The sequence below is a fragment of the Paenibacillus sp. JJ-223 genome (assembly GCF_927798175.1).
Taxonomy (GTDB): Bacteria; Bacillota; Bacilli; order Paenibacillales; family Paenibacillaceae; genus Paenibacillus; species Paenibacillus hubeiensis.
Genome location: NZ_CAKMMP010000003.1, coordinates 378,056 through 399,981 on the forward strand (window position 1 = coordinate 378,056; position 21,926 = coordinate 399,981).

Here is a 21,926-nt window from a genome sequence, read left to right on the forward strand (position 1 = left end):
CTTTTGAAAATTTGTAGACTTTCAAACTCCTCTGGCACCGAAAATTATGGAGAAGTTCCGTTGAGGCTCATTACGGTTTTACTTAAAATCTTTAAACATTTTTCTGAAAGCAAGGCTATACCCGTAGGCTAAAACGAAAGGCAGAACGTAGGATAAAAACGTCCAATAAATGTTCCAATCATTGAAATAGATTACCCTGCCCATTTGTTTAGCGATCCACTCCAGAATCGTTAAAATGAAGGATGATGCCAGTATTGTCGGCCAAGGCTTCATCCCTTTTTCAAGAATGGCATATATCATAAGACATCCGAACATGGGATATAAACCTAAATCCATAGGGAGGGCTGCATACGATTGATTGTTGGTGTTCGGGAGGATATTCCAGAAGAAATTAAAACCCACATTGTTGACGCAGCTGGAGGTAGCCACTCCCAATGGATAAAAAGCAAGTAGGATGTTGAGGTTCCTGCGCAGAATCCATCCGCCAACGAGCACGGGAATCACAAAAGCGATAATGACATTACTCAGCATGCAATCACTCCCCGAAGTTTCATTCGAATCAATTTCTTATTATTGGCTTCATCGAACCGTTTCATAATGAATCAAGGCAAAAATGCAGAAAAAACAGTTGATTCAGAGTCTGCAGCGAAGAGCAGGAGGTTAGAGTTAAAAAACCATAATTGACATATTATTACACGTAAAGTATAGTGGGCTATGTAAAGCTGACTTTACATTTTGGTTTTTGGAGGACTAACGTGCAAAACCATATCCGCGCTAAGCGCATGGATGCGTCATTGACGCAGGAAGAATTGTCTCGTCTGCTCAAAGTGTCCAGGCAAACGGTCGTTTCCCTGGAAGCAGGGAAGTATAAACCTTCGCTTGTGTTGGCACACAAGTTAGCCCAAACCTTCAGGTGCAGCATTGAGGAATTATTCATTTTCGAGGGGGACGAAAACATTGAATCCTGAAGTCATGAACCAGATTGTAGGCGTCGGAGGGATCATAGCAGGGATGCTTGCAGCCATAATCACGGTCATCGTATCCCGGAGCAGGCTCAAAAAGCGGTACGAACTCGATGAAAGGTACACGTATTGTATTACCAAATCAAAGGCTTTTTCATGGAATGCTACAACAGTCACGCTTGCCGTTGCTTGGATTGTCGCCATGGTTATGGAAGGAGTCTCTCTATCGTTCTTTATCATTACGGGTATATTCGTCGTTCATTGTCTGTCCTCGATCGGCGCGAATCTGTATTATTCAGCAAAAAACTGACGTTATGCATAAGTTGGATCTCTGTAATGACAGGGATCAAAGGGGAGAAGGGATACGGATTCATGTTGATCAACCACAACAATCTTGAAGAGTATCGAGACCCGATCAATTATGATCTTGAATTCGGCGGGGATACAACAAAATACAATTTCTATCTTGAAGCTGCCAGATCGAGCCCGGGCGAAGTGTTAGAGCTTGCGTGCGGTACAGGATTGGCAACCATTCATTTAGCAAAATCGGGGATTAATATAACCGGCGTTGATATTTCTGCAGCGATGCTTGCGTATGCGCGGTTTAAGGCTCAAGGCTTGCCTGTGGAGTTTATTGAAGCGGATGCTCTTACCTTCGATTCCGATAAACGTTTTTCTTTGATTTATTTAACCGGAAATGCATTTCAAGCATTTTTGAGCGAAGAAGATCAAGTGGCCTTACTCGGAACAGTGTACAAACACTTAAAGCCCAATGGAATGTTTGTTTTTGAAACACGGAACCCCTGGGGGACCGATTTATCTGACGAAGAGGAGACGACCTGGGGAGAATTTACGGATCAGGATGGAATTAAAGTCAAGGTATCCGGAACGCAATCCTATGATGCAAGGAACCAAATCATGCACTGGGTCACTTTCCGCGATTGGGGATTCAGGAAAACAACTTCGCGAATTGCATGTCGTTTTACGGATAATGATACGCTTAAGCATTTATTGACCAGCCACGGCTTTACGATTGAAAGCCAATATTCAGACTGGGATAAAACACCGTTCACGCCTTCGTCTTCTTCCATCATCAGTGTTTGTCGAAAAAAACAAGGTGAATAGTTCCGGTATGCTGAGGAAGCAGCTGATGCATATTATCGTGGACAAAGAAACAGACGATGCAAAGTCGCTAAAAATAGCGATTGTCTCTTTAAAGAATGGAACCACGATCTAGTCCCGAGCTCAGGTCAAGATCGTGGTTCCGTCATTAACATTCGCGAATCCGGAGACGGGTGGGTTGATCTTTTTGGGATAGGCTTCCGATATCCGCGTACCCTATATTCAGAATTGCCGCTATTCGCTCATGATCCCGTATCCCCAATCTTTGGCGTACCGTCTCGTCATAGATCCAGCCCTCGATGCAAACCTCAATGCCTATGCCGTTGTCCATCCCGAGCAGCTTTAAGTTTTGAATCAAGCAGTAAACGGCGGCCAAATCTTCCGCTTGTTTGTGCATGGCGCCTTCGGCATTCGCAATGACGACAAGATGCGCCGGGGCTTCGCGACGGTGGAGAGGCAGTGCTTCTTCACAGTGTTTGCCTTCCACGAACAGAAAACGCCAGGGTTCCCGCAGACCATCATTCGGTGCCCATACCGCTGCATCCAATAGACGCAGAATCACTTCAGGGTCGACCGGTTTTGGTTCGAAGGAAGGAAATCGATCGTTTTTGTGCAATACATCCGAAATTAACATGATCTTCTGCTCCTTTTCTTTAAGTGATATAAGCCGGGGAAGTTAAATCAAGATTGGTATATAATTGGTTTATATTCGTTGTTATACGAATAAATCAGAGATGGGAACGAGTGCATCAAATCGTTCAGGTTTGCGGCCAGCGACTCCATTTTTTTGCGGCAGGCGTCCGCTTGCGGGGACGGGGTGTTTTGTCAATGAAACCAAAGATCAAAATACCGACCAATCGTTCACGTTCTGACATGCCCAGTTGTTCAAAAAAAGGCCTGGTATACAACATTTCATCTGTGCGCCAAAACATGCCGATCCCGTTTTCCCAAGCTAACAGCTGCAGGTTTTGCAGGTAAAAACAAACATTTGCATACTGCCGGTCTCGTTGCTCCGGCGAACCATGATCTTCCACAACAACGGCCACGAGGCCGGGAACCTCGGAAAAGTACTTCACCATCGTTTCCTTTAGGGGCTTGGGGGTGAGCTTGCCAAACCGGGTAACCGCAAAAGAATCCATCATATACCGGGAAAGACGAGTTTTGGATTCGTGCGACAGGGCCAACATAAGCGTCATGGCATTCAGCATTTGTGAGTCGCACAAATTAGACGCTTGATTCAATACATCCTGAATAAGGTGATCGGGCACAGGCTGATCGGAGAACTTCCGTATGCTCCGGCGTTCCCTAATGATGGATTCAACCTTCATTTGGAATCACTCTCTTTCTTATTGTTTCCGAAGAAAACATAATAATTTAGATGAATAAGTACATACTTTTAATTACGACAATAATATTGTTTCATATGAAACAATATTATTGTACAGTGTGCTACCTGTAGTGTCAACCCGGGATTGCGACGTGAGGCAAGCTTGGAGCATTGCGTTGAGAAGGCAAGCAGGTACAGGTCCTCTTTGTTTCTTAGGAAAACATGCAGTGATATAATAAAAGAAATAAGTCAAGGAGCCAAGCAGATCATGGAGACTTTAAATAAAAACAAAAACGCAATTCATGAAAGCTTCATTCAATTTCTTCAACACAAAGAACAATACGAATCTCGGATATCCGCGTCATACCTTGAGGATCTCCGAAAGCACATCGATGCCAGCTTCAGCTTGAACATGACGGAACTGCATACCATTGCATGCATCGGAGAGCAAGAGCCGATCAATATCACGTCCATCGCGGAACGGATTCATGTAAGCAAAGGCAATACCTCCAAGATCGCCAATAAATTGCTTAAGGCTGGTTGGGTACGAAAAGCTCAGCTTAACGATAACAAAAAAGAAGTATACTTTCGATTGACGCCTGTCGGGAAAAAGCTGTTTGCTGCCCACGACGAGCTTCATGCGAAAGAAAAGCAGCGCATGTACGATTTTTTGGGTCAATACAGCAATGCCGAACTTGAATTTATCAAAAAATTGTTCGATGATATGGCTGCCTTTTACCAATGAGAATAGGAAACGCATGTCTTTTGGGGCTTATGCCCGTGAATAACGTTTCCCATAAAGCAGAATATCCTGCAGCGAAAAGCGGGTTCGGAGCCCTCTTTGCTGCAGGATATTTTTTTTGAGCCGGCTACTGCCTCTCTTGTCGGATTACTCCCAAGCGCTGCTGCAGCTGGTTGGCATAGAAAGACAATTCGGGCTCCGCAGCCAAATCCCGAAGCAATGCTTGAATCAGAAAAGTCCGCGGCTTGTCCCCGGCCAACTCCTCCTCAAGCAGCATTGCCACTTCTTGAAGCTCCTTCTTTCGGGCATTCGGAACATACAGATCAGGAATGGTCGATTGTATGGTTCGAAACAAGGTAGAGATTCTGCCTGAATTTGTGGGTACCGCTGAACCCAAATCCACTTCCTCGTATTCTTTCATAAGCTCGGGTGTTAATAAGGGCAGGGGAGAAGCTTTGCGCAGGCCATCCACCAAATCATCCATCCGTTCCGCAATAAATACCGCCAGTTTTTCGGCCGGGATCGGTTTGTATGCAAACAACAAATGAAAAGTATACTCCCGAACAAGACCGCTGAACAGGGCTGTCACGTCCCACTTCCAATTCGAGATGGCCGAACCGTATTGCCTCGACAACAGATTCTCGTAGTAGTTGAACATTTGAACCTGAATCTGATGAATGAGAGAGGAAATATTGTCGCTGCCTCCCGGAGGAAATTCATTATAATCCCGGGAAATATAGTAGCCATGGCGGCCAAAGAATTGAAACAAACACGTAATTTCGGATAAGTACGTTTCCCGGCGTGGCAGTGCCAATTTACGAATTCGCTCCACCCCATCCATCATCGATTGCTGACGTTGTTTCAAAATGCTGACGAACAAGTCTTCTTTGGATTCGAAAAATTTGTACAGAGATCCTTTCGCGATGCTGCAATCGTCTGCGATGTCTTGAATCGACGTTGCCCGATAGCCTTTTTCCATAAAAAGGCGGACGGCGGATTGGATGATTTTGTCCTTCAATAAACTCATGTTCAGTTCTCCTTATCACTCGTTACGGATCAGGTTTAATGCCTCTCCAGCTCCTTAGTCAAGTATAACCAATATTCGAAGAGCAAAAAAGAAGGATTGCTTCGGGGACGCCTAGATCAAAGCGAGCCATAACATGCAAATTTGCAATAGAGCCAGTACATAAATAAGCCAGCCGGCACCTTCCCTCCATCGGCGATAGAGCAGAACAATCATCAAGACAGGAAGAGCAAACAAGCCGCCCCATCGACTGACAAACCTGTCGGCTTGACCATTCGTAAAGTGAATGGGGAGCTCCGATGGAGCAAACCATACCGCAATGATGGCCGCTAGCAATGCCAGCACTGTGACGAGAATAGGCGTTTTGGGATTAAAGAGGAAATTGATCATGTTCATGTATCCTTTCGTTTGAGTCATTCACAGAGGAAGAGGAGCCTTTCTTTGCGGAAGGCGTTTTTTTCTTCAACAAAAAGCTGCATACCAATCCCACCGTCGCGATGCAAGCGGCCAGCCAAAATGTGTCACTAAAAGCAGCGGTGTGAGCATCCATGGCAGACAGCTCTTTGCCTGCGTTATTCGTGATGCGTGACGAGAGATAACCCGTAAAACCGGCAATCGCAAAGGATGACACCACTTGTTGGGAAGCGCTCGTTAGCGGAGTAACCCGGCTAACCATCTGGGGCGGCGTGGCGTTCAATACGTAAGTGTTAAGCGACATCATTGACAGACCCATCCCTGAACCGAGCGCAAACAAAATGAGCATGATGAAGGAAGGACCGTAATCCGTTCCCACAATCGACATGGCAAAAAGCCCGCCTGAGATCAGCAGCATGCCCACAGTCAATGGAGGACGCGCCCCCATTTTGTCAAACCATTTTCCGGCCAATGGCATGAAGATCATCGAACCGATCGCCTGAGGCAAAAGGTGAAGGCCTGTTGCCAGTGGTCCCAATTGCTTGACCTGCTGAAGGAGCAGCGGAAATAAAAGCACGGTACCGAACAGAGCCGTTTGCATGATCCAGGAGGTTATTATTCCGATCGTAAACGGCCCGGACTTCATAACGCTCAATTCAAGAAGCGGTTCTCGCTGCACTAAACAGGAGATGACGAAGAGTGCCAGCAAAACGGTACCCGCCGACAAGCCCCAAAGAGCGTATGAAGAGGCCAAGCCGCTCCCTGCTTCGCTGAAGCCGAACGTCAGACAAGCAAAAGCAGCAGGGCCGAGAAATAAGCCCAACACATCCAAACGAGGGTTTGCTTGGGATTGGAAGGAGGGCAGGTGCTTCATGCCGATCCATATTCCTGCCAACCCGATCGGAAGGTTAATCCAGAAAATCCAATGCCAGCTCACGTATTCAACCAACCATCCGGATATAACCGGCCCGAGAGCAGGAGCGAGAAGCATCGGTATGCCCAGCATGCCGATAATTGACCCACGTTTGTCAGGAGGCGCCAGGCGATACACCATCGCCATTCCGACCGGAGAAACCATTCCTCCTCCTAAACCTTGAATGACCCGAAAAAGAATGAGCTGTCCGGACGTTTGAGCAAATGCGCACAGCAGAGAACCAAGCGTGAAAAATCCGATGGAACTCAGGAACACTCGCTTAGCGCCAAATTTGTCCGAAAGCCACCCTGCCAGTGGAATGACTGCAGAGAGAGCTAACGTATAAGCGGTGACCGCCCACTGCATCGTTTGGAGCGTAACGCCGAAATCCCGCACCCAAGTCGGAAGGGCGACGTTCACCGCCGTACTATCCAGAATAACCATAAACGTTCCGATGACGATCGCGATCAGCGGCGGTAGATACGGTCGAATGGAAAATGAACTTTCTTTGGGCTGTTCCTGAAGTAATGAATGTTGAGACATGCATGAATACCTGCTTTCATGAGGATTTGACGGGACAAGGCTGGCCGGCTTCAGCCCGTTCCGCAAGGCATATTTTCGCCTTTCTTAACCTATTAGTTTTATATAAAACCAATAAGTCACGATACATCATATCCTTCACATGACGTTGTGTCAATCATTAGACGAAGCGATAAAACACATTTTTGAACATATGGTTCTTTACAAAACCAGTTAGTCAAATTATGATGGTTATTAGTTTTCAAGAACGAGTATCGGTGTAAATACTTTACATGAATGTGAGATCAGAAAGTAGGAAGCGAACATGGACAAGAACAACAAAGAGCACGGCATCATATCTTCTTTTGACGGGTTGGGCAACTTCAGGGACTTTGGGGGTTATAACACGACCGACGGCAAGAGAGTGAAGAGAGGGCATTTGTTCCGCTCGGACGATTTATCCAAGCTTTCGAGAAGGGACATTGCGCGGCTGGAACAGACCGGCATGCAATTGATTTGTGATTTGAGGACGGAGACCGAACAACAGTCCAAAAAGAGCCGCATGCTGAATCGGGGGATCGAGGTCGCTAATCTGCCTATGCAGGACAAAAGCCAAGCGTTTACCAGGCTTGAATTCATGAAATATTTGATCCGGCATGGGAGCGAGATTAACTTTGAACAACAGATGAAGGACATGTATTTTCATATGGGGAACGGATCCCAATCCACGATCAAAAACATTTTCAGTTTGTTATCCAGGAAAGAAAAATTGCCCGTTCTGATTCATTGCACCGGAGGCAAAGACCGAACCGGATTTATCGTGGCGATCATCCAGCTTTTTCTCAACGTTCCGTATGATCACGTCCTGAAGGATTACCTGTATTCCAATGTACGCATTGGACCTCGCATGAAAAAAGCGGAGAACATGATTCGTTTCATGAGTTTTTACCGCGTGCCGGCAGAACGGATCAAACCTATATTGGAGGTAAGGCGCGACTATCTGGAGGATGTGCTTCAACCCATTCTGGCTCGCCATGGCACCATAGAAAACTATTTGATAAACGAATGCGATATTCCCGAAAAGCATCTTGAAACCTTCAAGGAACTCGTACTCGAATGAGGCATAACGGCAGCATACGTAGTACTTCTAGAAACGATAGGTTCTTGAAAAAACTAGTGAGTAGGATTACAATTGACACTAAATCCGGAATAACAGGAGGAACAGAAACAATGAATTCGATTGGAAAACAAACATTGTCCAGATTCGTCAAAACAGGATTAGCCATAACTTTTCTCTTATCGCCAGTCTCATCGTTTTGGGTGGATACCAACCAGGTATCGGCCCAGTCTGCAGACAACGTTGCGTCCACGAACCTTAAACCCTTTTGGACCAAAGCAGTTGGTGACCTGAATCAAATGGACATAAAGGCCACACTAATCAAGAATGATTTATACTACACGGTTGGTGGTAAATACATTGCCTTTGATGCTTTGTCCGGCAAAACTCGCTGGACTTATCGGGCTGCTGCGTCTTCACAAACAGTTACGGATGGCCAATCGGTGTGGATTACGGATACAACGGGGCAGCTGCTGAAACTGAATGCAAAAACAGGTAAATTGCAATGGAAAGTTAAAACGCAATTACGCCCAGGAAAAGGGGAGAGTTACTCCAATTTCAGTTTGCATCTGGCGGATGGGGTGATTTATGTCGGGGACGAATATGGTCTAACCGCATACAACGCCTCAAACGGTAAAGTGAAATGGAAATTAAAAGGCGGCGAACATGGGTATAACGTTCTTCTTACCGGGAAAATGCTTGTCGCATCTACGACCATCTCGGGAGGTTTAACAACGAGCAGTTTGAAAGGGATCGATGCCGCGACCGGTAAAGTGAAATGGACGCTAAACGATGGGGACCATCAGGACATCCTGTATTCAAACGGAAAAACGTTTTACTCCCGTGACGTAACCGAAGGCATCGATGCCGGTTATGCGGCAAATATTGATGAAATTGAATTAAGCAGCGGAAAGATTAAGGCTACCCGTTCTTATGTCCCTGTAGACTTTGTGGAAGAACTTAGCGCGGTCGATGTCGTATCCGATGGAAGTTACTTCTATGTCATCGGCAAATACGATGAACGTCAAAAACAAGCGGTCGTTTCACGCTTTCCCGTGAACGATCCTTCCATCACCAAGCCCGATAAAACTTACGTTTTCCCGGTGTCGGTCGTGGATTGGTCAATTCCGGGCCGTGATGGCATTGCCTATGCCCGTTTAGGGAACGGCAATCTGGTGGCCATAGATACGAACAGTGGAAAAACGTTGGCCTCCGTATTGTACAAAGGGACCCCATTGCCAACCCTCGTTGGCCAAGACGTAATGATAGTCCAATATGGCTCGAAAATCAGCGGAGTAAAGACCGGTCGCTGACCGATTGAAAACCAATGCTCTATTTGAACATGTCGTCCTTAAGTTTAATCATGATCGGTTCATTTGGAGTAAATTCCTTATGATGTGCCGGCAGCCCTCAGGGGCTGCTTTTTGCGGTGAAATGCTTGCTGACAGAGTTGATGCGGCACAAAAATGATCTTTCCACGAGTCCAAGTTTATAGTATTCTGTACATATAAGGGAGGATGGTAAACTGTGGCAATAGATCTGATTATTGGCGATGCCAAACACGAGCTGGCTTCTACCCGCCGCATCCTGGAACGCTTGCCCGATGAGCATATGGAATGGCGTCCACACGCTAAATCGATGACGCTCGGCGGGCTGACCACGCACTTAATCAACCTGGTAAACTGGCAAGTCGCGATTTTTGTTGGACCTGAACTGGATCTGGCGACTGTGCCGCCCAGACGGGAAGCTTTGACAAGTCGAGCGGATGTGTTGAACGAATTCGACGAGAACGCCGCAAAACTGGAAAAGCTGTTATCCGAATGCAGCGAGGAAATGCTGGGCGAGGAGTGGACCTTGCGAAGCGGGGATTATGTCATTTTGCAGCGCCCGCGGGCAATCGCATTGCGCACCTTCGGTCTTAGCCATATGATCCATCACCGTGCACAGCTTGGAGTTTACTTCAGACTCCTGGACATTCCCGTTCCAGGATTGTATGGCCCCTCGGCCGACGACAGCGTGAATTAAAAGAAAATTTGAACAGAACAGTCGCAGTATATCGGTTCGATGACCGGTGTGCTGCGACTTTTTGGCGATTGACGTTAGTTGCTAAAGAGAAAGGGAGGAGCAGGCTTTAAGGCATTCAACGGAAAGTGTGAGGTTAAGTCATGTGCCTAACTTTAAAAGTATACAACATAAATATTATGTAAACCTAAATAGAAAAGAAACTACTTTGCATTACAAGGCATTGAATAAGGTGAAATTCAGATGAGGTATACACCCCGCATGACATGATGGTTATGCGGGGGTATCCATCGACTTCGTATCGCTTATATATAACCCGACATCAAAGATCCCATAGATCCCATCCCCATAATCCCTCTTCCGCTTTAGGCGGGGAACATCGGGTTGCCTTTCAAGCCAATCCAGAGCTCGGATGCTTCAAGCTGTCCGGCCAAATGAAACAGCCAGTCCTCACGGCCTTTAGTCGCCATGATCTGAGCTCCCATAGGCAGGCCGTCCGGGGTCATGTGTATAGGTACGCTCATGGCAGGCTGACCCGTCAAATTGGCAAGCTGGGTAAATGGAGTATAGGTCAAGCTCGGCTCAAACATTTCATAAATAAGCTGCTGCTGCCGATCCTTGTCCAATTCGCTGACCATCATCAATTCGTCGATCCGTTTGGCATCGGCCGTTAATTCCCCGATTCGTGGTGCTGGAAAAGCGTTCGTGGGCGTTACGTAAAAATCATATCGTTCGAACAGCTTGGACATCTGCGCAGCGGCAACATCCCACTCAGCCAAACTGTGAACGAACTCGGCGGCAGATACTTTTTTGCCTGCCTCGGCAATGACCCAGGCTTCGATTTCCATATCTCTTGCGGTCAGCTCACGTCCGATGGAGCGTTCAATGGAGGAAACCATGGCGGCCATTTCTCCACTGTTCATCATGTAGTAATTTTCGATCAGACGAACGCCGTTGACGGGACTGAGTTTTTCTTCAACGTCGTGGCCTTGCTCTTCGAGCCAGCGAACGAGCTTGTACACCGCTTGTTTGGCTTCTTCGCTGACAGGTGTTCCTACAGGCGAAGCCGTAGTATATGCGATTTTCAGTTTTCGTTGGTGTGGATAGTTCATGTCTGCCTGGTAACTTCCCGGAAAAAGAGGGGCGTGGAACGCCGCTTCCGGCTGGACGACTTGCAGCACATCCAACAGTGCCGCACTGTCGCGCACGGTGCGGGACAAGGCAAAATCGATGGAGGCGCCCTGCCATTGACGGCCTGCGCCTGGACCAACCGGCGTCCGGCCGCGCGTAGGCTTCAGACCGAACAGTCCGCTAAACGCTGCAGGTATTCGGATCGAGCCGCCGCCGTCGCTTGCACCTGCCAGTGGAACCATTCCCGAGGCAACGGCTGCTGCCGCTCCGCCGCTGGAACCGCCTGGCGAGTGCTCCGTGTTCCATGGATTGCGCGTCGGGCCATGCAGGCTGGGTTCTGTGATGTTTTTCAAGCCGAACTCCGGCGTATTGGTATGCCCGATAATAATAAAACCGGCCTCACGCAGGCGTTGGACGAAATTGGAGCTGCGCACAGCGCGGTGCTCGCTGAACAAACGCGAACCGGAAGTGAGAAGCTCGTTTTCCAAGGATTGCGAAATGTCCTTCAACAAGAGCGGTACGCCGGCAAAAGGTTGTTCCCCCGGCCTTGTCTGGTTGGCCTCCTGCCTTGCGCGTGTCTCATACGTGCGGATCACGGCGTTTAACCGGGGATTGAACTCGTTCAGTCGGGCAAATGCCGCATCCAATAGCTCGTTTGGCGATACTTGCCGCGCACGCACAAGCTCTGCCAAACCGACGGCGTCATAGGATGTATATGGAAATGAAGACATGTGTATCGTTCCTCTCAATATGTATTGGGCTGAGCATGTTCCATAGTCATCGTACCATCAGGTGGACGAAAAGACAAAAGCGCAATGTAATGTGATGCTGCACGTTCAACCATAAAAAAAAACACTGTTTGCCCAGAAGGAACAAACAGTGTGGATATACAAATCATGCCATTAATGATATGCTATGTTGATTCACTCTGTGCGCAATCTTCGCGCAGCTTCAAGGTTGGTGTTGGATGGCGAGCGATCTTGCTGTCTGGAGATGGCGAACAGGGCGATCCAGATCAGGACGAAACCGATGAGCTGCTCCCAAGTAATCAGCGTACGGAAAGCGATCCAGTTCACCAGCACGCCTGCCATCGGAAAGCTCAATTCAGCCAAAGTAGCCACCGATGCCTTGGTCGAAGAGAGACCTTTGTAATACAGCAAAAGACTCAACAATCCAGGCAGCAGCGCTTGGCCCAAAATGTTCAGGATGACCGCAGCCTGGGCACCCGTACCTGAAGGGAAGGACCATGGTGCGCCTTCATTCCAGGTCATGAAGATGAGCAGCGGCAGGGCAACGACGAAACGAAGGGAGGTTACCGTTTCATACCGCGTTTGTCCCAGCATCAGCCGGCCCATAACCGTGGAGCCTCCCCATAGCGCGGCAGCGCCCAGGGACAACAAGCTGCCTGCATGGACCCAGCTGTCCCATCCGGCCGAGGGGAGCGTCAATCCAAAGGTCAGCAAGTAGGTTCCTGCCAGCGCAATGATGAACAACCCGCCAAAGCGGCGCGGCAGCGATTCTTTTAACAGCAGCTTTGCCATCACGATCGCGAACAAGGGCTGCATTTTTTGCAGCAGCAGTACCGTGTTTGGATCATTATGAGTGAGGGCCAGCGTGAATAACACCGTGGCAAGCGCAGAACCGCCCCAGGAAATGAAAATGACGGCAATCCAATGGCGTGCGCGCAGATCTTTCAGGTCGGCCCTGAATTTCCAAAGTACGGGAAGGGCGATCAGGCTTACAATGATATGTTCCACCAGGACGATCTGGGTGGAGGTCATCGTTTCGAGCAAAAGAATGCGGAAAAGAGGGTCGACGCCCCAGAGGGCAGCGCCAAGCACAACCAGCCAGAATCCGGTGTTGCCTCGTTGCTTGGTCGGAACGTTTGATGCAGTTTGATGGTTTTCCATATTCAGGACTCCTTCGTCAGAACACGGAATCTTCAGTTGGCAGATTCGACAAAAGCCCCCGTTTCGGCGTACGCCAAATAACGGGGGCTCACACGCATGAATATGGCGTCGGGAAAAAGGCGTTCCCGAGAACGGCCGTATTCATGTGTTGATCTTCTCTCATCCGGACTATACCGTCGGCCCTGGAGTCGCACCAGGTCAGTCGCTGTCCAAAACTGGTCAAACAGCGAGTCGCGGGCTGGTTCCGAAGAACATCACCGCCGGTTGGGAATTGCACCCTACCCCGAAGATCCTATTCGATTGGTTTATAGGTTCGTTACACAAGCTGTAACATCAATAGATTCATCTTAAATGTGAAAGCGCTAGCAGTGCAAGAGTTTTTGCGAAATAAATATTTAATTTCCATAAGAATAATCGGAATAATACGCTGGAATATCGTCAAATCGTTGAAAGGTGCTTTAGACGAGCATAAACGTTCGTTTAAGAAATAATTCGGAGCTTAAGGGGTTGCTGAAATGGAAGTCGTAGGTATTTTGGGAGTCGTACATGATGAAGAGCTGCGAGTGCAGCACCATTTAACACTTAAAACCATAGAAAGGTTAATTGTTGATTTTGATCCGGATGTAATCTGCGGCGAGGTTTTGCCATCCAGTTTCGAGAAATACAAAAAGGAGCCTGCAAATAGAGGGTACTGGGGCGAACCCCCAAGCGAATATTACGACCTGATCTTTCCGTTATGCGAAGAAAAAAAGATCAAGTTTGTTCCCGTGGATTGGGTGGAACTTGATGTTTGGAACGATTTCGATCCTTTGCGAAGCTATACCGGGCCCGAAAAAGAACGGTTGGAGAATGAATTGGATCATTGGTGGCACAAACAGCTTGCGGCTTCCGGTAAGGGTGCTATTCCATTTAATACGGAAGCATTCGACCATGTGACCCGACTGAAATATCAGTGGCTGAAAAGGTTGGATCCAAAAGCGCATGCCATACGATGGGAATGTCGGCATGATATCATGCTTCAACGAATCATAAACGCAATCAAAGACAATGCGGATGCACGTATGTTGTGTATTGTGGGTGCCGATCATAATCATGCTTTGTATGAGGGACTCATGCCGTTGAATCATATACAGCTTATCTATCCATTGAAATAATGGTTATCCCATGGATTGAACTGATCTTATTATTGGATGGGTATTCATTCCATGATTGTGCGTCATTAACAAGTGCTATATAATCGTTATATCCTTGAAATAATACACTCATAATCTTGCATCCATGAACAGACAACCTTTCATCAACAACTTGTGTAAGTACCTGAACGTACCCATAACATGAGGATTGGAGATGTGTCTTGTGGAAAAAGGTTATTTGCTCAAAAATGGCTGCGTATTGTCCATGGATCCTTCGGTAGGTCAGTATGCCCGGGCGGATGTACTGATTGAAGGTTCAATCATTACGGCAATAAGGCCTGATCTGGAATGTGAGGAAGCGATCGTGATCGATGCTTCCGACATGATTATTCTGCCCGGGTTGGTGGATACCCACCGCCATGTATGGGAATCGCTGCTGCGTACCGCGGGAACGAACTGGTCCTTGCCCGTTTATTTGCAAAATCTTTATTATGGGGCGATGGGCAGCAAGCTGCGACCGCAAGACAGTTATATCGCCAATTTGCTCGGTTCATTGGAAGCGCTTAATGCAGGCGTGACCACGATCCTCGATTGGAGCATGCCCTATACGCCGGACCATACGGATGAGCTTGTTCGGGGGTTGCGCGATGCCGGCATTCGGGCTGTGTTTGCGTATGGTGTTCCCGGGGAGACCGAATATTGGAATCGGGAAAGCCGTTTGACATATTCAGCCGATGTGAGAAGGGTAAAGCTGCAGCATTTTTCTTCGAACGACCAATTATTAACGTTTGGACTCGCTATACGGGGACCCGAATTCAGTCACTGGGATACAGCGGTGGACGAAATTCGTCTTGCCCGCGAGCTGGATGCGATCTGCTCCATGCATGCAGGGTTTGGCAGCTGGGGCTCGGTGGACCGCTCGGTGGCCAGGATGGCTGAACACGGTTTGCTCGGCCCGGACGTCAATTTGGTGCACGGCAATACCATGGGCATCGACGAATATAAGCTGCTCGCCGATAGCGGTGCTTCGTTATCGGTGACGCCGGAAGTGGAAATGATGATGGGACATGGCTATCCTGCAACGGGTGCTTTTCTGGAGCAAGGAGGCACGCCGACGCTTGGCGTCGATGTCGTGACATCAACGGGTGGAGACATGTTCTCCCAGATGAAATTTGCGTTGCAAGCCGAACGGGCCAAAATGAACGAGCTCGCGCTGGAAAACGGAGAGATGCCCGGCGAGCTGAATTTGCAGTCCAGGCAAGTGTTGCGGTTTGCAACATCGGCAGGTGCGCAGGCGCTGGGACTTGGAAGCAAAGTGGGTACGCTTGCCCCAGGCAAGGAAGCTGACCTGATCATGATCCGCACCACGGATCTCAATCTGTTCCCGGTGCATGATCCGATAGGCGCCGTCGTGCAATTTGCGAATCCTTCCAACGTGGATACCGTATTTGTCGCAGGACGGCTTGTGAAGCAGGGGGGCAAACTCATCGGCGTGGATTTGGACAAGATTCGACGCCAGGCCATGGAAAGCAAAGTGTACTTGCTTCAGCAATATCGGTTTAGCGACGCAGAACGAATCGTATATTCCTGATGAGGGAGCAACCGCCTGGTTTTGGTGGAAGGATCCATATATCCATATAGGACAGGTTTATTCAAATCTATATTGTGAAGGAGGCCGCATGGGAACATGCGGCTTTTTTGACGCATTTTTCGTTTGTTTCATCAAACTACAGATAACAACAGCATAATGCTGCATCTCCACGCGGAAAATGGAGATTAAAAACTGCGCATAATATAAATTATACGCAGTTTTGTTTTAAAACGATTTTTTCTTTCGTTGGTGTCCAACAGTTCGTGATATGAAATGATAAATTTCGGGTGAAAAACACAAAATAAGCCGCTTGAGTGCTTTGCAAAAAAATATTTTATTAGAGCAAAGCGGCAAAGTGTAGAAAACGGTAGTTTTTTATAGATGCTGGTTAAGATAGAACAAACGGATTTTTCATAGAACAGATGTACCAACGACCACACCTTGTTACGAGAGGAATATGTCCATGAGCAAAAACGAAGCAAGAGCTGCATTATTCAGAAAAAAGCAAATCTCGGTTGAAGGTGATTCAGGCAGTGGTTTGAAACGGGCGCTTGGAGCTTTGGATCTGACGACCCTTGGAGTAGGGGCCATCATTGGAACAGGAATTTTTGTCCTCACCGGTGTAGCCGCTGCCGAACATGCCGGACCTGGACTGGTGCTGTCCTTTTTGTTGGCAGGCATTATTTGTTCCTTTGCCGCGTTATGTTATTCCGAATTCGCTTCAACCGTGCCTGCTTCGGGCAGTGCATATACTTACAGCTACACGGCTTTTGGCGAGGTCATCGCCTGGGTTTTGGGATGGGACCTTATTCTGGAATATGGATTTGCCAGCGCGGCGGTCGCGAGTGGTTGGTCGGGGTATTTTCAGACATTGCTTTCGGGTTTCGGCATTCAATTGCCGCACGCATGGACAAGCGCCTTTGATCCGGAAAAAGGAACCTACTTTGACGTTACGGCCGCTGTGATTACGTTAATCATTACGTTTCTGCTTACGCGCGGCGTCAAGGAAGCGGCACGCGCCAATGGCATTATGGTCGGGATCAAAATCATCGTGGTGCTGATCTTCATCGGCGTTGGGGTATTTTATGTGCAGCCGGCGAATTGGCAGCCGTTTCTGCCGTTTGGCCTTTCGGGCGTAACCGCCGGTGCGGCTACCGTGTTTTTCGCCTATATCGGATTCGATGCGGTGTCCACGGCAGCCGAAGAGGTCAAACGACCGCAGCGCGACCTGCCGATCGGCATCATTGCATCGTTAGCCATTTGTACGCTCCTTTATATTGTCGTGTCGCTGATTCTGACCGGCATCGTTCCTTTCCATATGTTAAACGTTGCGGATCCCGTAGCCTTTGCGTTTGAGTTCGTTCATTTGAACGGATTATCCTGGATTGTCGCTCTGGGTGCCATTACGGGAATAACGACGGTGCTGCTTGTCATGATGTACGGACAGACACGTTTGCTTTATTCGATGTCGCGCGATGGCCTGTTGTCTCCCGTCTTTTCCAAAATCAGCGGCAAAAGCCAGACTCCGGCTGCGGGCACTTGGCTCGCAGGCATCATCATTGCGCTGTTCTCCGGATTCATTTCCCTGGGGCGCTTGGCGGAACTGACGAACATCGGCACGTTGTTTGCTTTTGCCGTAGTGAGTCTCGGGATCATCGTATTGCGCAAAAACCATCCGGACTTGAAACGAGGATTTAAAGTGCCATTGGTGCCGTACATTCCGATTCTTAGTGCCATAGGCTGCGTATATTTGATGACTCGGCTGGAAATGTTGACCTGGATCGTGTTTTTTGTATGGCTGTTCATCGGATTGTTGATCTACTTCACGTATGGCAGGCATTACAGCCACTTGAATCCACTGCGCCTCGTTTCGAAGCAGAGCGAAAACAAGGGCAGACGATGAGGCATCCATTCCATCTATTAGCTGCAGCTGAACCATGATCGACATGCGAAGCAAAGTTCATATCTGACGCGAGTTCGTGTTGGTTATGGGCTTTTTTTCATGCGCAAATCATAAAATGTGATCCGCCGAAGCTGAGAAAACAGGCGATAAAATGAAATAAGATGGGACCCGGCCAAAGCTTCCGGGGTTGCACCCTTAAGAAATATGACATATATTTGGGAGAACAGGCGATGCGCCATCAAGGGAGCGAGAGAACGCATAAATTCGCAAAACTAACGGATGTGTGGTGAACGAAACGAATGATCAGCGAGGAGATTCAGGAGCAATATGCCGACGAGTTGGAGGCTTTTCACATCTGGATGAAGGATGCCGGATATACTCGGTACACGGTAAAATCTTACACAGGCGACGTTGCTGAATTTCTCATGTCCATCCAAGGAAAATCGTTGGAGCAGGTTAAAAAGCTGCATGTGCTATCCTTTCTGTCCCGTGCCCGCGAACGCGGGGTCAGTGACGCCACGCGTAATCGCAAGCATGCGGCGGTGAACTGTTTCTTCAAGTCTCTGATCGAACTGGAAGTGCTGACCAACAACCCGGCGTCTGGCATCAAAAAGTCGAAGACTGAAAAAAACCGTGCCCCCGTTTTTCTGGACGAGCATGGTTTGGAACGTTTTTTGCAATCCGTCGCAGGTAAATACCGGACGCGCAATCTGGCCATTTTCCTGCTGATGGGATATATGGGGCTGCGTGTAGGCGAAGTTCATGCATTGAACTGCCAAGATTACAATGCCGAGCGGCGGACGCTCGACGTATTCGGGAAGGGAAGGAAGTGGCGGACGTTACCCGTGCCCGAAATGGTCGCGGATATACTGTCCCAAGCGGTGAAGGAACGATTGGCTCCTTGGCGTGAAAAGGAAGAGGCGATGTTTGTTTCGCAAAAAGGGAAAAGATTATCCATTCGGAGCATTCAGTTGATTTCAACCGAAACGTTCGACCGTTTCCAGCAGGAATCCCCATCGAATCAGCGTCTGCATTACTCCAGCCATAAGCTGCGGCATTCGTTTGCAACGATGATGCTGCGGCGTGGAGCCGATCTGCGAACAGTTCAGGAGTTGTTGGGTCATGCCTCGATCCAGACGACGACGGTATATACCCACGTCACCAGTCGCGAGAAGGAGGAAGCGATGGCGCTGCTTGACGTCAAGCTTCCTTCATTTGTCGGCGAGTAGCCGGGCGAAATGGGATAAGATCCGGCCTTTGTTCAAAATGAATCATTAAAACAAGTTCTATCTGAACGGATGGAACTTGTTTTTTTGGTTTATTTTTGGAAAAAAGCTGAAACCACAAGAACTAGGTCGACGAAATTATTATTATGTAAACTTAATTATTTGTATTTGACTCCATGGGCACTGCCGGTTTAGTCGGTGATGCTGCACAAGAGGCAATAGACCAACCATTTTAGCCTAACGGCAGACTGGCTGGTCTATTTTTATCCGTTTTGGTGAGCTATGACGTCAGTGGATAGCCTGCTGGCTATTCCAGCCCGGAAATTTGCTCCTTTAGTTTGTTGGCCGAAGCCTGGAAAGCAAGCTTTTCCGTTTCGTTCAACGGCAGAGGCAAAATTTCGCGAACGCCGTTTCGGTCAACGATGCAAGGTACGCCAAGATATACATCCGATACACCATTGTAATCCTCAAGCAAGGTGGATACGTTCAGCACGGAGCCTTCGTTGCCCAGAATGGCGGCGACGATGCGATCGAGAGCAAGCGCAATAGCATAGGATGTGGCTCCTTTGGCATTAATAATCTCATAAGCCGCGTTTTTGGTGCGGTCAAAAATGTCTTGTTGTTCTTCATCGCTTAGCTCAAGATCCGTGCCGGCCACGTTGGCCAGGCTCCATACCGGGACTTCGGAATCACCGTGCTCGCCGATAATATGGGCATGGATGCTGCGCGGATCGATGCCTTTGTTTTTGCCGATAAGGTAGCGGAAACGCGCACTGTCAAGCAGTGTGCCGGAACCGATGACCCGCGAAGCCGGCCAACCGCTTTGCTTCCAGGACGTATAGGATAAAATATCTACAGGATTCGTCGCAATGAGCAGAATTCCATGGGAATTGACTGCCGTAATGCGCTCGATAATGTCTTTGAAAATGCTCGCATTTCTTTTCAACAGATCAATCCGGGTTTCGCCCGGCTTCTGGGATGCCCCCGCCGTAATAATGATGATATCTGCATCCTTGCAATCCGAATAATCGCCTGCCCATACCTTGACGCCTCCTGTAAACGGTAGGCCGTGGTTCATATCCAGCATTTCACCGACTGCTTTGTCATGATTTACGTCCACGAACACCAGCTCGGAAGAACGCTGCCGCAACATGAGCGTGTACCCGGTCGTTGTTCCTACCGCACCCATGCCTACAATAACGACACGGCTTGGCTTAAGCATTGCATGATCTACCATATCAGATCCTCTCCTTTTGGGTGTGCCTTCATCCATATTAAGGGATATTTAACCAAAAAGCGAGACTGTCTATGTTATTTGTCATATTTTAGGTCGCAAAACCGGAATTAGTGTCTAACGTCCTGATCCGGCCGAATCAAACGTTTCATGGCATTCAACTTCAGTCTCCCTTTCTGTCCAGGTTTGTCGATGGGCCTTTCCAAGAGGTTTATGGTAGAATGGGAGAGATGGATTTGCATGAACGGTTTGGCTTTATAGTTAACGATGAATGCAAATTATGAAAACACCAGGTAGAACAGGCTTGTTTGCCTGTCGATTGGACAAGAAAGGTGGAGACCACTTGCGTTCGCGATGGATCAAGCTAACCCAGGCAGCGCTTCTGTCTCTGGGGATCGCAACGTTGCTTGCTGCTTGCACGGACTCGGGTCAGACTCCTGCAGCACAGCCGCCGCAGGCACAGGATGAGGATCTGGATGGCGGCAATGCCGGACAGACTTTAACTGTCGTTCCCCCAGTAAGCACGAATACACCGGCTGCGGAAACAACCAAATATCAAATTCAAACCCGGCTGACCGATTTTCAAATGCTCAACGAAAACGGTGGCTTGGCATGGGGCGTGACGCGCAACGCATTGCGTTTGTACTATACGCAGGATCAGGGGGCAACCTGGAGCAACATTTCTCCATCGGAGAATGTGCAGTTTCCGTCCAACCCAGTATATGGACAGAACATTTATTTTGTGGATAGCATGCATGGCTGGATCGTCCGGGAAGGAATGGGCGGAACGGATACGATCGTGCTGCGCACGAATAACGGGGGGGCCAGTTGGAGCTTGTCTTCGTTATCCAAAACGGATAAAGTCGCCGCGGTTTCTTTTGTCTCTCCCGAAAAGGGCTGGATTTTGACCACGGTGGACTCGACCATCGGAAAACAGGAGAAAAAGCTGTACATCACCGAAGACGGAGGCATCAGCTGGAAGCTCATGGAATCCGGTGATGAAGCCGAAAATACGTCCGCTGGAGAGATTTCGAAGCGCGGTTATGCGACAGGCATGACTTTTTCGGATTCGCATCACGGATTTCTGACTGCCGTGGAGTTTGGCTTGCCGAAGCTGTATGTAACCACTAACGGAGGAAAGGAATGGAAATCCGGACCTTCCTTCTTCGACCGCAGCAAATTCAACGCATGCGGCAACTTTAATCTCGGTTCTCCGCAGTTTTTCGGACGGGAAGCAAAGAGCGCTTGGATGTCGTTAGCTTGTTCGTCCGGGGAAACGACAAAATTCAGCGGTTTTTTCACAGCCGATGGCGGAAAGAGCTGGACATTGTCCACATTTGGTTTGAATCAGCAAGCTGGCCTGAACCGGAACCTGGCCCCAGCTTTCTTGAATGAAAAGGAAGGTTGGGCCATCCAAGGAGATGTGACGTATCATACGAAGAATGCAGGGAAAACGTGGGAACCGCTTCCCGAAAGCAGGGTATTGCAGAAAATATTGGATGAATATCCCGAAATCAATAAACTGCAGATGATCTCCCGAAAATTGGGCTGGGTCCTGGTGGAGAATACGGATAATAAACGTTCGCTGCTGCTGCAAACCGTGGATGGAGGCGTGCACTGGAAAGTGTTATAGCCA

The 21,926-nt window shown here is 48.4% G+C and carries 21 protein-coding genes and 1 riboswitch; of the genes, 12 read left to right on the forward strand and 9 right to left on the reverse strand.

From position 1 onward, the window contains the following. Nucleotides 1-78: 78 nt before the first annotated feature. Nucleotides 79-531: a CBO0543 family protein gene (locus tag L6H98_RS07965; protein WP_236414158.1), complete on the reverse strand. Its 453-nt coding sequence runs from the start codon at nucleotides 529-531 to the stop codon at nucleotides 79-81. 224 nt (nucleotides 532-755) lie between these two features. Here L6H98_RS07965 and L6H98_RS07970 point away from each other — a divergent pair, with 224 nt between their 5' ends. The 3 genes from L6H98_RS07970 to L6H98_RS07980 all read left to right on the forward strand — a co-directional run bounded on the left by L6H98_RS07970 (nucleotide 756) and on the right by L6H98_RS07980 (nucleotide 2,087). Then, nucleotides 756-968, forward strand: a complete 213-nt coding sequence (locus L6H98_RS07970) for a helix-turn-helix transcriptional regulator (RefSeq protein WP_236414160.1) — start codon at nucleotides 756-758, stop codon at nucleotides 966-968. Beyond that, a complete protein-coding gene (locus L6H98_RS07975; RefSeq protein WP_236414162.1) occupies nucleotides 958-1,272 on the forward strand; it encodes a hypothetical protein in 315 nt (104 codons plus the stop codon). Before L6H98_RS07970 ends, L6H98_RS07975 begins: the two co-directional genes overlap by 11 nt. Before the next feature lie 62 nt (nucleotides 1,273-1,334). After that, nucleotides 1,335-2,087, forward strand: coding sequence for a class I SAM-dependent methyltransferase (locus L6H98_RS07980; protein ID WP_236414164.1), 753 nt, complete (start codon nucleotides 1,335-1,337; stop codon nucleotides 2,085-2,087). A 145-nt stretch (nucleotides 2,088-2,232) separates the two neighbouring features. Here L6H98_RS07980 and L6H98_RS07985 read toward each other — a convergent pair whose 3' ends face one another. Both L6H98_RS07985 and L6H98_RS07990 read right to left on the reverse strand, forming a co-directional pair. Then, nucleotides 2,233-2,718: a nitroreductase family protein gene (locus L6H98_RS07985; protein WP_236414166.1), complete on the reverse strand. Its 486-nt coding sequence runs from the start codon at nucleotides 2,716-2,718 to the stop codon at nucleotides 2,233-2,235. Nucleotides 2,719-2,842: 124 nt separating this feature from the next. Further along, entirely contained in the window at nucleotides 2,843-3,412 is a 570-nt protein-coding gene (locus L6H98_RS07990) for a nitroreductase family protein (RefSeq protein WP_236414167.1), read from the reverse strand. A gap of 267 nt (nucleotides 3,413-3,679) precedes the next feature. Here L6H98_RS07990 and L6H98_RS07995 point away from each other — a divergent pair, with 267 nt between their 5' ends. Next, entirely contained in the window at nucleotides 3,680-4,156 is a 477-nt protein-coding gene (locus tag L6H98_RS07995; RefSeq protein ID WP_236414168.1) for a MarR family transcriptional regulator, read from the forward strand. Between the two features lie 124 nt (nucleotides 4,157-4,280). On the opposite strand, the gene L6H98_RS08000 is transcribed toward L6H98_RS07995, so the two are convergent. From L6H98_RS08000 to L6H98_RS08010, 3 genes are all read right to left on the reverse strand, one after another. Then, nucleotides 4,281-5,180 carry a TetR/AcrR family transcriptional regulator gene (locus L6H98_RS08000; protein ID WP_236414169.1) on the reverse strand — a complete coding sequence of 300 codons (900 nt, stop codon included), beginning with the start codon at nucleotides 5,178-5,180 and terminating at the stop codon, nucleotides 4,281-4,283. Between the two features lie 111 nt (nucleotides 5,181-5,291). Next, nucleotides 5,292-5,567 carry a DUF1648 domain-containing protein gene (locus L6H98_RS08005; protein WP_236414170.1) on the reverse strand — a complete coding sequence of 92 codons (276 nt, stop codon included), beginning with the start codon at nucleotides 5,565-5,567 and terminating at the stop codon, nucleotides 5,292-5,294. Continuing rightward, nucleotides 5,548-7,047 carry an MDR family MFS transporter gene (locus tag L6H98_RS08010; RefSeq protein ID WP_236414171.1) on the reverse strand — a complete coding sequence of 500 codons (1,500 nt, stop codon included), beginning with the start codon at nucleotides 7,045-7,047 and terminating at the stop codon, nucleotides 5,548-5,550. The genes L6H98_RS08005 and L6H98_RS08010 overlap by 20 nt, the downstream gene beginning before the upstream one ends. A gap of 301 nt (nucleotides 7,048-7,348) precedes the next feature. Here L6H98_RS08010 and L6H98_RS08015 point away from each other — a divergent pair, with 301 nt between their 5' ends. The 3 genes from L6H98_RS08015 to L6H98_RS08025 all read left to right on the forward strand — a co-directional run bounded on the left by L6H98_RS08015 (nucleotide 7,349) and on the right by L6H98_RS08025 (nucleotide 10,165). Continuing rightward, nucleotides 7,349-8,143: a tyrosine-protein phosphatase gene (locus L6H98_RS08015; RefSeq protein WP_236414172.1), complete on the forward strand. Its 795-nt coding sequence runs from the start codon at nucleotides 7,349-7,351 to the stop codon at nucleotides 8,141-8,143. A gap of 110 nt (nucleotides 8,144-8,253) precedes the next feature. Beyond that, nucleotides 8,254-9,453 (forward strand): PQQ-binding-like beta-propeller repeat protein, encoded by a 1,200-nt coding sequence (locus L6H98_RS08020; protein ID WP_236414173.1) that lies wholly within the window; start codon nucleotides 8,254-8,256, stop codon nucleotides 9,451-9,453. Between the two features lie 214 nt (nucleotides 9,454-9,667). After that, nucleotides 9,668-10,165 carry a DinB family protein gene (locus L6H98_RS08025; RefSeq protein ID WP_236414174.1) on the forward strand — a complete coding sequence of 166 codons (498 nt, stop codon included), beginning with the start codon at nucleotides 9,668-9,670 and terminating at the stop codon, nucleotides 10,163-10,165. Between the two features lie 362 nt (nucleotides 10,166-10,527). Here L6H98_RS08025 and L6H98_RS08030 read toward each other — a convergent pair whose 3' ends face one another. Further along, nucleotides 10,528-12,024 carry an amidase gene (locus L6H98_RS08030; RefSeq protein ID WP_236414176.1) on the reverse strand — a complete coding sequence of 499 codons (1,497 nt, stop codon included), beginning with the start codon at nucleotides 12,022-12,024 and terminating at the stop codon, nucleotides 10,528-10,530. A 192-nt stretch (nucleotides 12,025-12,216) separates the two neighbouring features. After that, entirely contained in the window at nucleotides 12,217-13,203 is a 987-nt protein-coding gene (locus L6H98_RS08035; RefSeq protein WP_236414178.1) for a DMT family transporter, read from the reverse strand. Between the two features lie 147 nt (nucleotides 13,204-13,350). After that, nucleotides 13,351-13,498, reverse strand: a riboswitch (FMN riboswitch). A gap of 220 nt (nucleotides 13,499-13,718) precedes the next feature. On the opposite strand from L6H98_RS08035, the gene L6H98_RS08040 reads away from it, so the two are divergent. The 4 genes from L6H98_RS08040 (at nucleotide 13,719) to L6H98_RS08055 (ending at nucleotide 19,059) form a co-directional block, all read left to right on the forward strand. Further along, a complete protein-coding gene (locus L6H98_RS08040) occupies nucleotides 13,719-14,357 on the forward strand; it encodes a hypothetical protein (protein ID WP_236414180.1) in 639 nt (212 codons plus the stop codon). Between the two features lie 193 nt (nucleotides 14,358-14,550). Continuing rightward, a complete protein-coding gene (locus L6H98_RS08045) occupies nucleotides 14,551-15,927 on the forward strand; it encodes an amidohydrolase family protein (protein WP_236414182.1) in 1,377 nt (458 codons plus the stop codon). Between the two features lie 463 nt (nucleotides 15,928-16,390). After that, the gene (locus L6H98_RS08050; RefSeq protein ID WP_236414184.1) at nucleotides 16,391-17,830 is read left to right on the forward strand and encodes an amino acid permease; all 1,440 of its coding nucleotides are present in this window, start codon (nucleotides 16,391-16,393) and stop codon (nucleotides 17,828-17,830) included. 299 nt (nucleotides 17,831-18,129) lie between these two features. After that, on the forward strand, nucleotides 18,130-19,059 hold the full coding sequence (locus L6H98_RS08055) for a tyrosine-type recombinase/integrase (protein WP_236414186.1): 930 nt from the start codon (nucleotides 18,130-18,132) through the stop codon (nucleotides 19,057-19,059). Between the two features lie 304 nt (nucleotides 19,060-19,363). Here L6H98_RS08055 and L6H98_RS08060 read toward each other — a convergent pair whose 3' ends face one another. Continuing rightward, nucleotides 19,364-20,293, reverse strand: coding sequence for an L-lactate dehydrogenase (locus L6H98_RS08060; RefSeq protein ID WP_236414188.1), 930 nt, complete (start codon nucleotides 20,291-20,293; stop codon nucleotides 19,364-19,366). 340 nt (nucleotides 20,294-20,633) lie between these two features. On the opposite strand from L6H98_RS08060, the gene L6H98_RS08065 reads away from it, so the two are divergent. Continuing rightward, nucleotides 20,634-21,923, forward strand: a complete 1,290-nt coding sequence (locus tag L6H98_RS08065; RefSeq protein WP_236414190.1) for a hypothetical protein — start codon at nucleotides 20,634-20,636, stop codon at nucleotides 21,921-21,923. The last annotated feature ends 3 nt before the right edge of the window (nucleotides 21,924-21,926 follow it).

Bases quoted from the DNA above. Each gene is read 5' to 3' on its own strand.
- L6H98_RS08045 (WP_236414182.1), top strand. From the start codon at position 14,551: ATGTGTCTTGTGGAAAAAGGTTATTTGCTCAAAAATGGCTGCGTATTG.
- L6H98_RS08020 (WP_236414173.1), top strand. From the start codon at position 8,254: ATGAATTCGATTGGAAAACAAACATTGTCCAGATTCGTCAAAACAGGA.
- L6H98_RS08010 (WP_236414171.1), bottom strand. From the start codon at position 7,047: ATGTCTCAACATTCATTACTTCAGGAACAGCCCAAAGAAAGTTCATTT.
- L6H98_RS08000 (WP_236414169.1), bottom strand. From the start codon at position 5,180: ATGAGTTTATTGAAGGACAAAATCATCCAATCCGCCGTCCGCCTTTTT.
- L6H98_RS08030 (WP_236414176.1), bottom strand. From the start codon at position 12,024: ATGTCTTCATTTCCATATACATCCTATGACGCCGTCGGTTTGGCAGAG.
- L6H98_RS07995 (WP_236414168.1), top strand. From the start codon at position 3,680: ATGGAGACTTTAAATAAAAACAAAAACGCAATTCATGAAAGCTTCATT.
- L6H98_RS07965 (WP_236414158.1), bottom strand. From the start codon at position 531: ATGCTGAGTAATGTCATTATCGCTTTTGTGATTCCCGTGCTCGTTGGC.
- L6H98_RS08050 (WP_236414184.1), top strand. From the start codon at position 16,391: ATGAGCAAAAACGAAGCAAGAGCTGCATTATTCAGAAAAAAGCAAATC.
- L6H98_RS08060 (WP_236414188.1), bottom strand. From the start codon at position 20,293: ATGGTAGATCATGCAATGCTTAAGCCAAGCCGTGTCGTTATTGTAGGC.
- L6H98_RS08055 (WP_236414186.1), top strand. From the start codon at position 18,130: ATGATCAGCGAGGAGATTCAGGAGCAATATGCCGACGAGTTGGAGGCT.
- L6H98_RS07990 (WP_236414167.1), bottom strand. From the start codon at position 3,412: ATGAAGGTTGAATCCATCATTAGGGAACGCCGGAGCATACGGAAGTTC.
- L6H98_RS07980 (WP_236414164.1), top strand. From the start codon at position 1,335: ATGTTGATCAACCACAACAATCTTGAAGAGTATCGAGACCCGATCAAT.
- L6H98_RS08035 (WP_236414178.1), bottom strand. From the start codon at position 13,203: ATGGAAAACCATCAAACTGCATCAAACGTTCCGACCAAGCAACGAGGC.
- L6H98_RS07985 (WP_236414166.1), bottom strand. From the start codon at position 2,718: ATGTTAATTTCGGATGTATTGCACAAAAACGATCGATTTCCTTCCTTC.
- L6H98_RS08015 (WP_236414172.1), top strand. From the start codon at position 7,349: ATGGACAAGAACAACAAAGAGCACGGCATCATATCTTCTTTTGACGGG.
- L6H98_RS08040 (WP_236414180.1), top strand. From the start codon at position 13,719: ATGGAAGTCGTAGGTATTTTGGGAGTCGTACATGATGAAGAGCTGCGA.
- L6H98_RS08005 (WP_236414170.1), bottom strand. From the start codon at position 5,567: ATGATCAATTTCCTCTTTAATCCCAAAACGCCTATTCTCGTCACAGTG.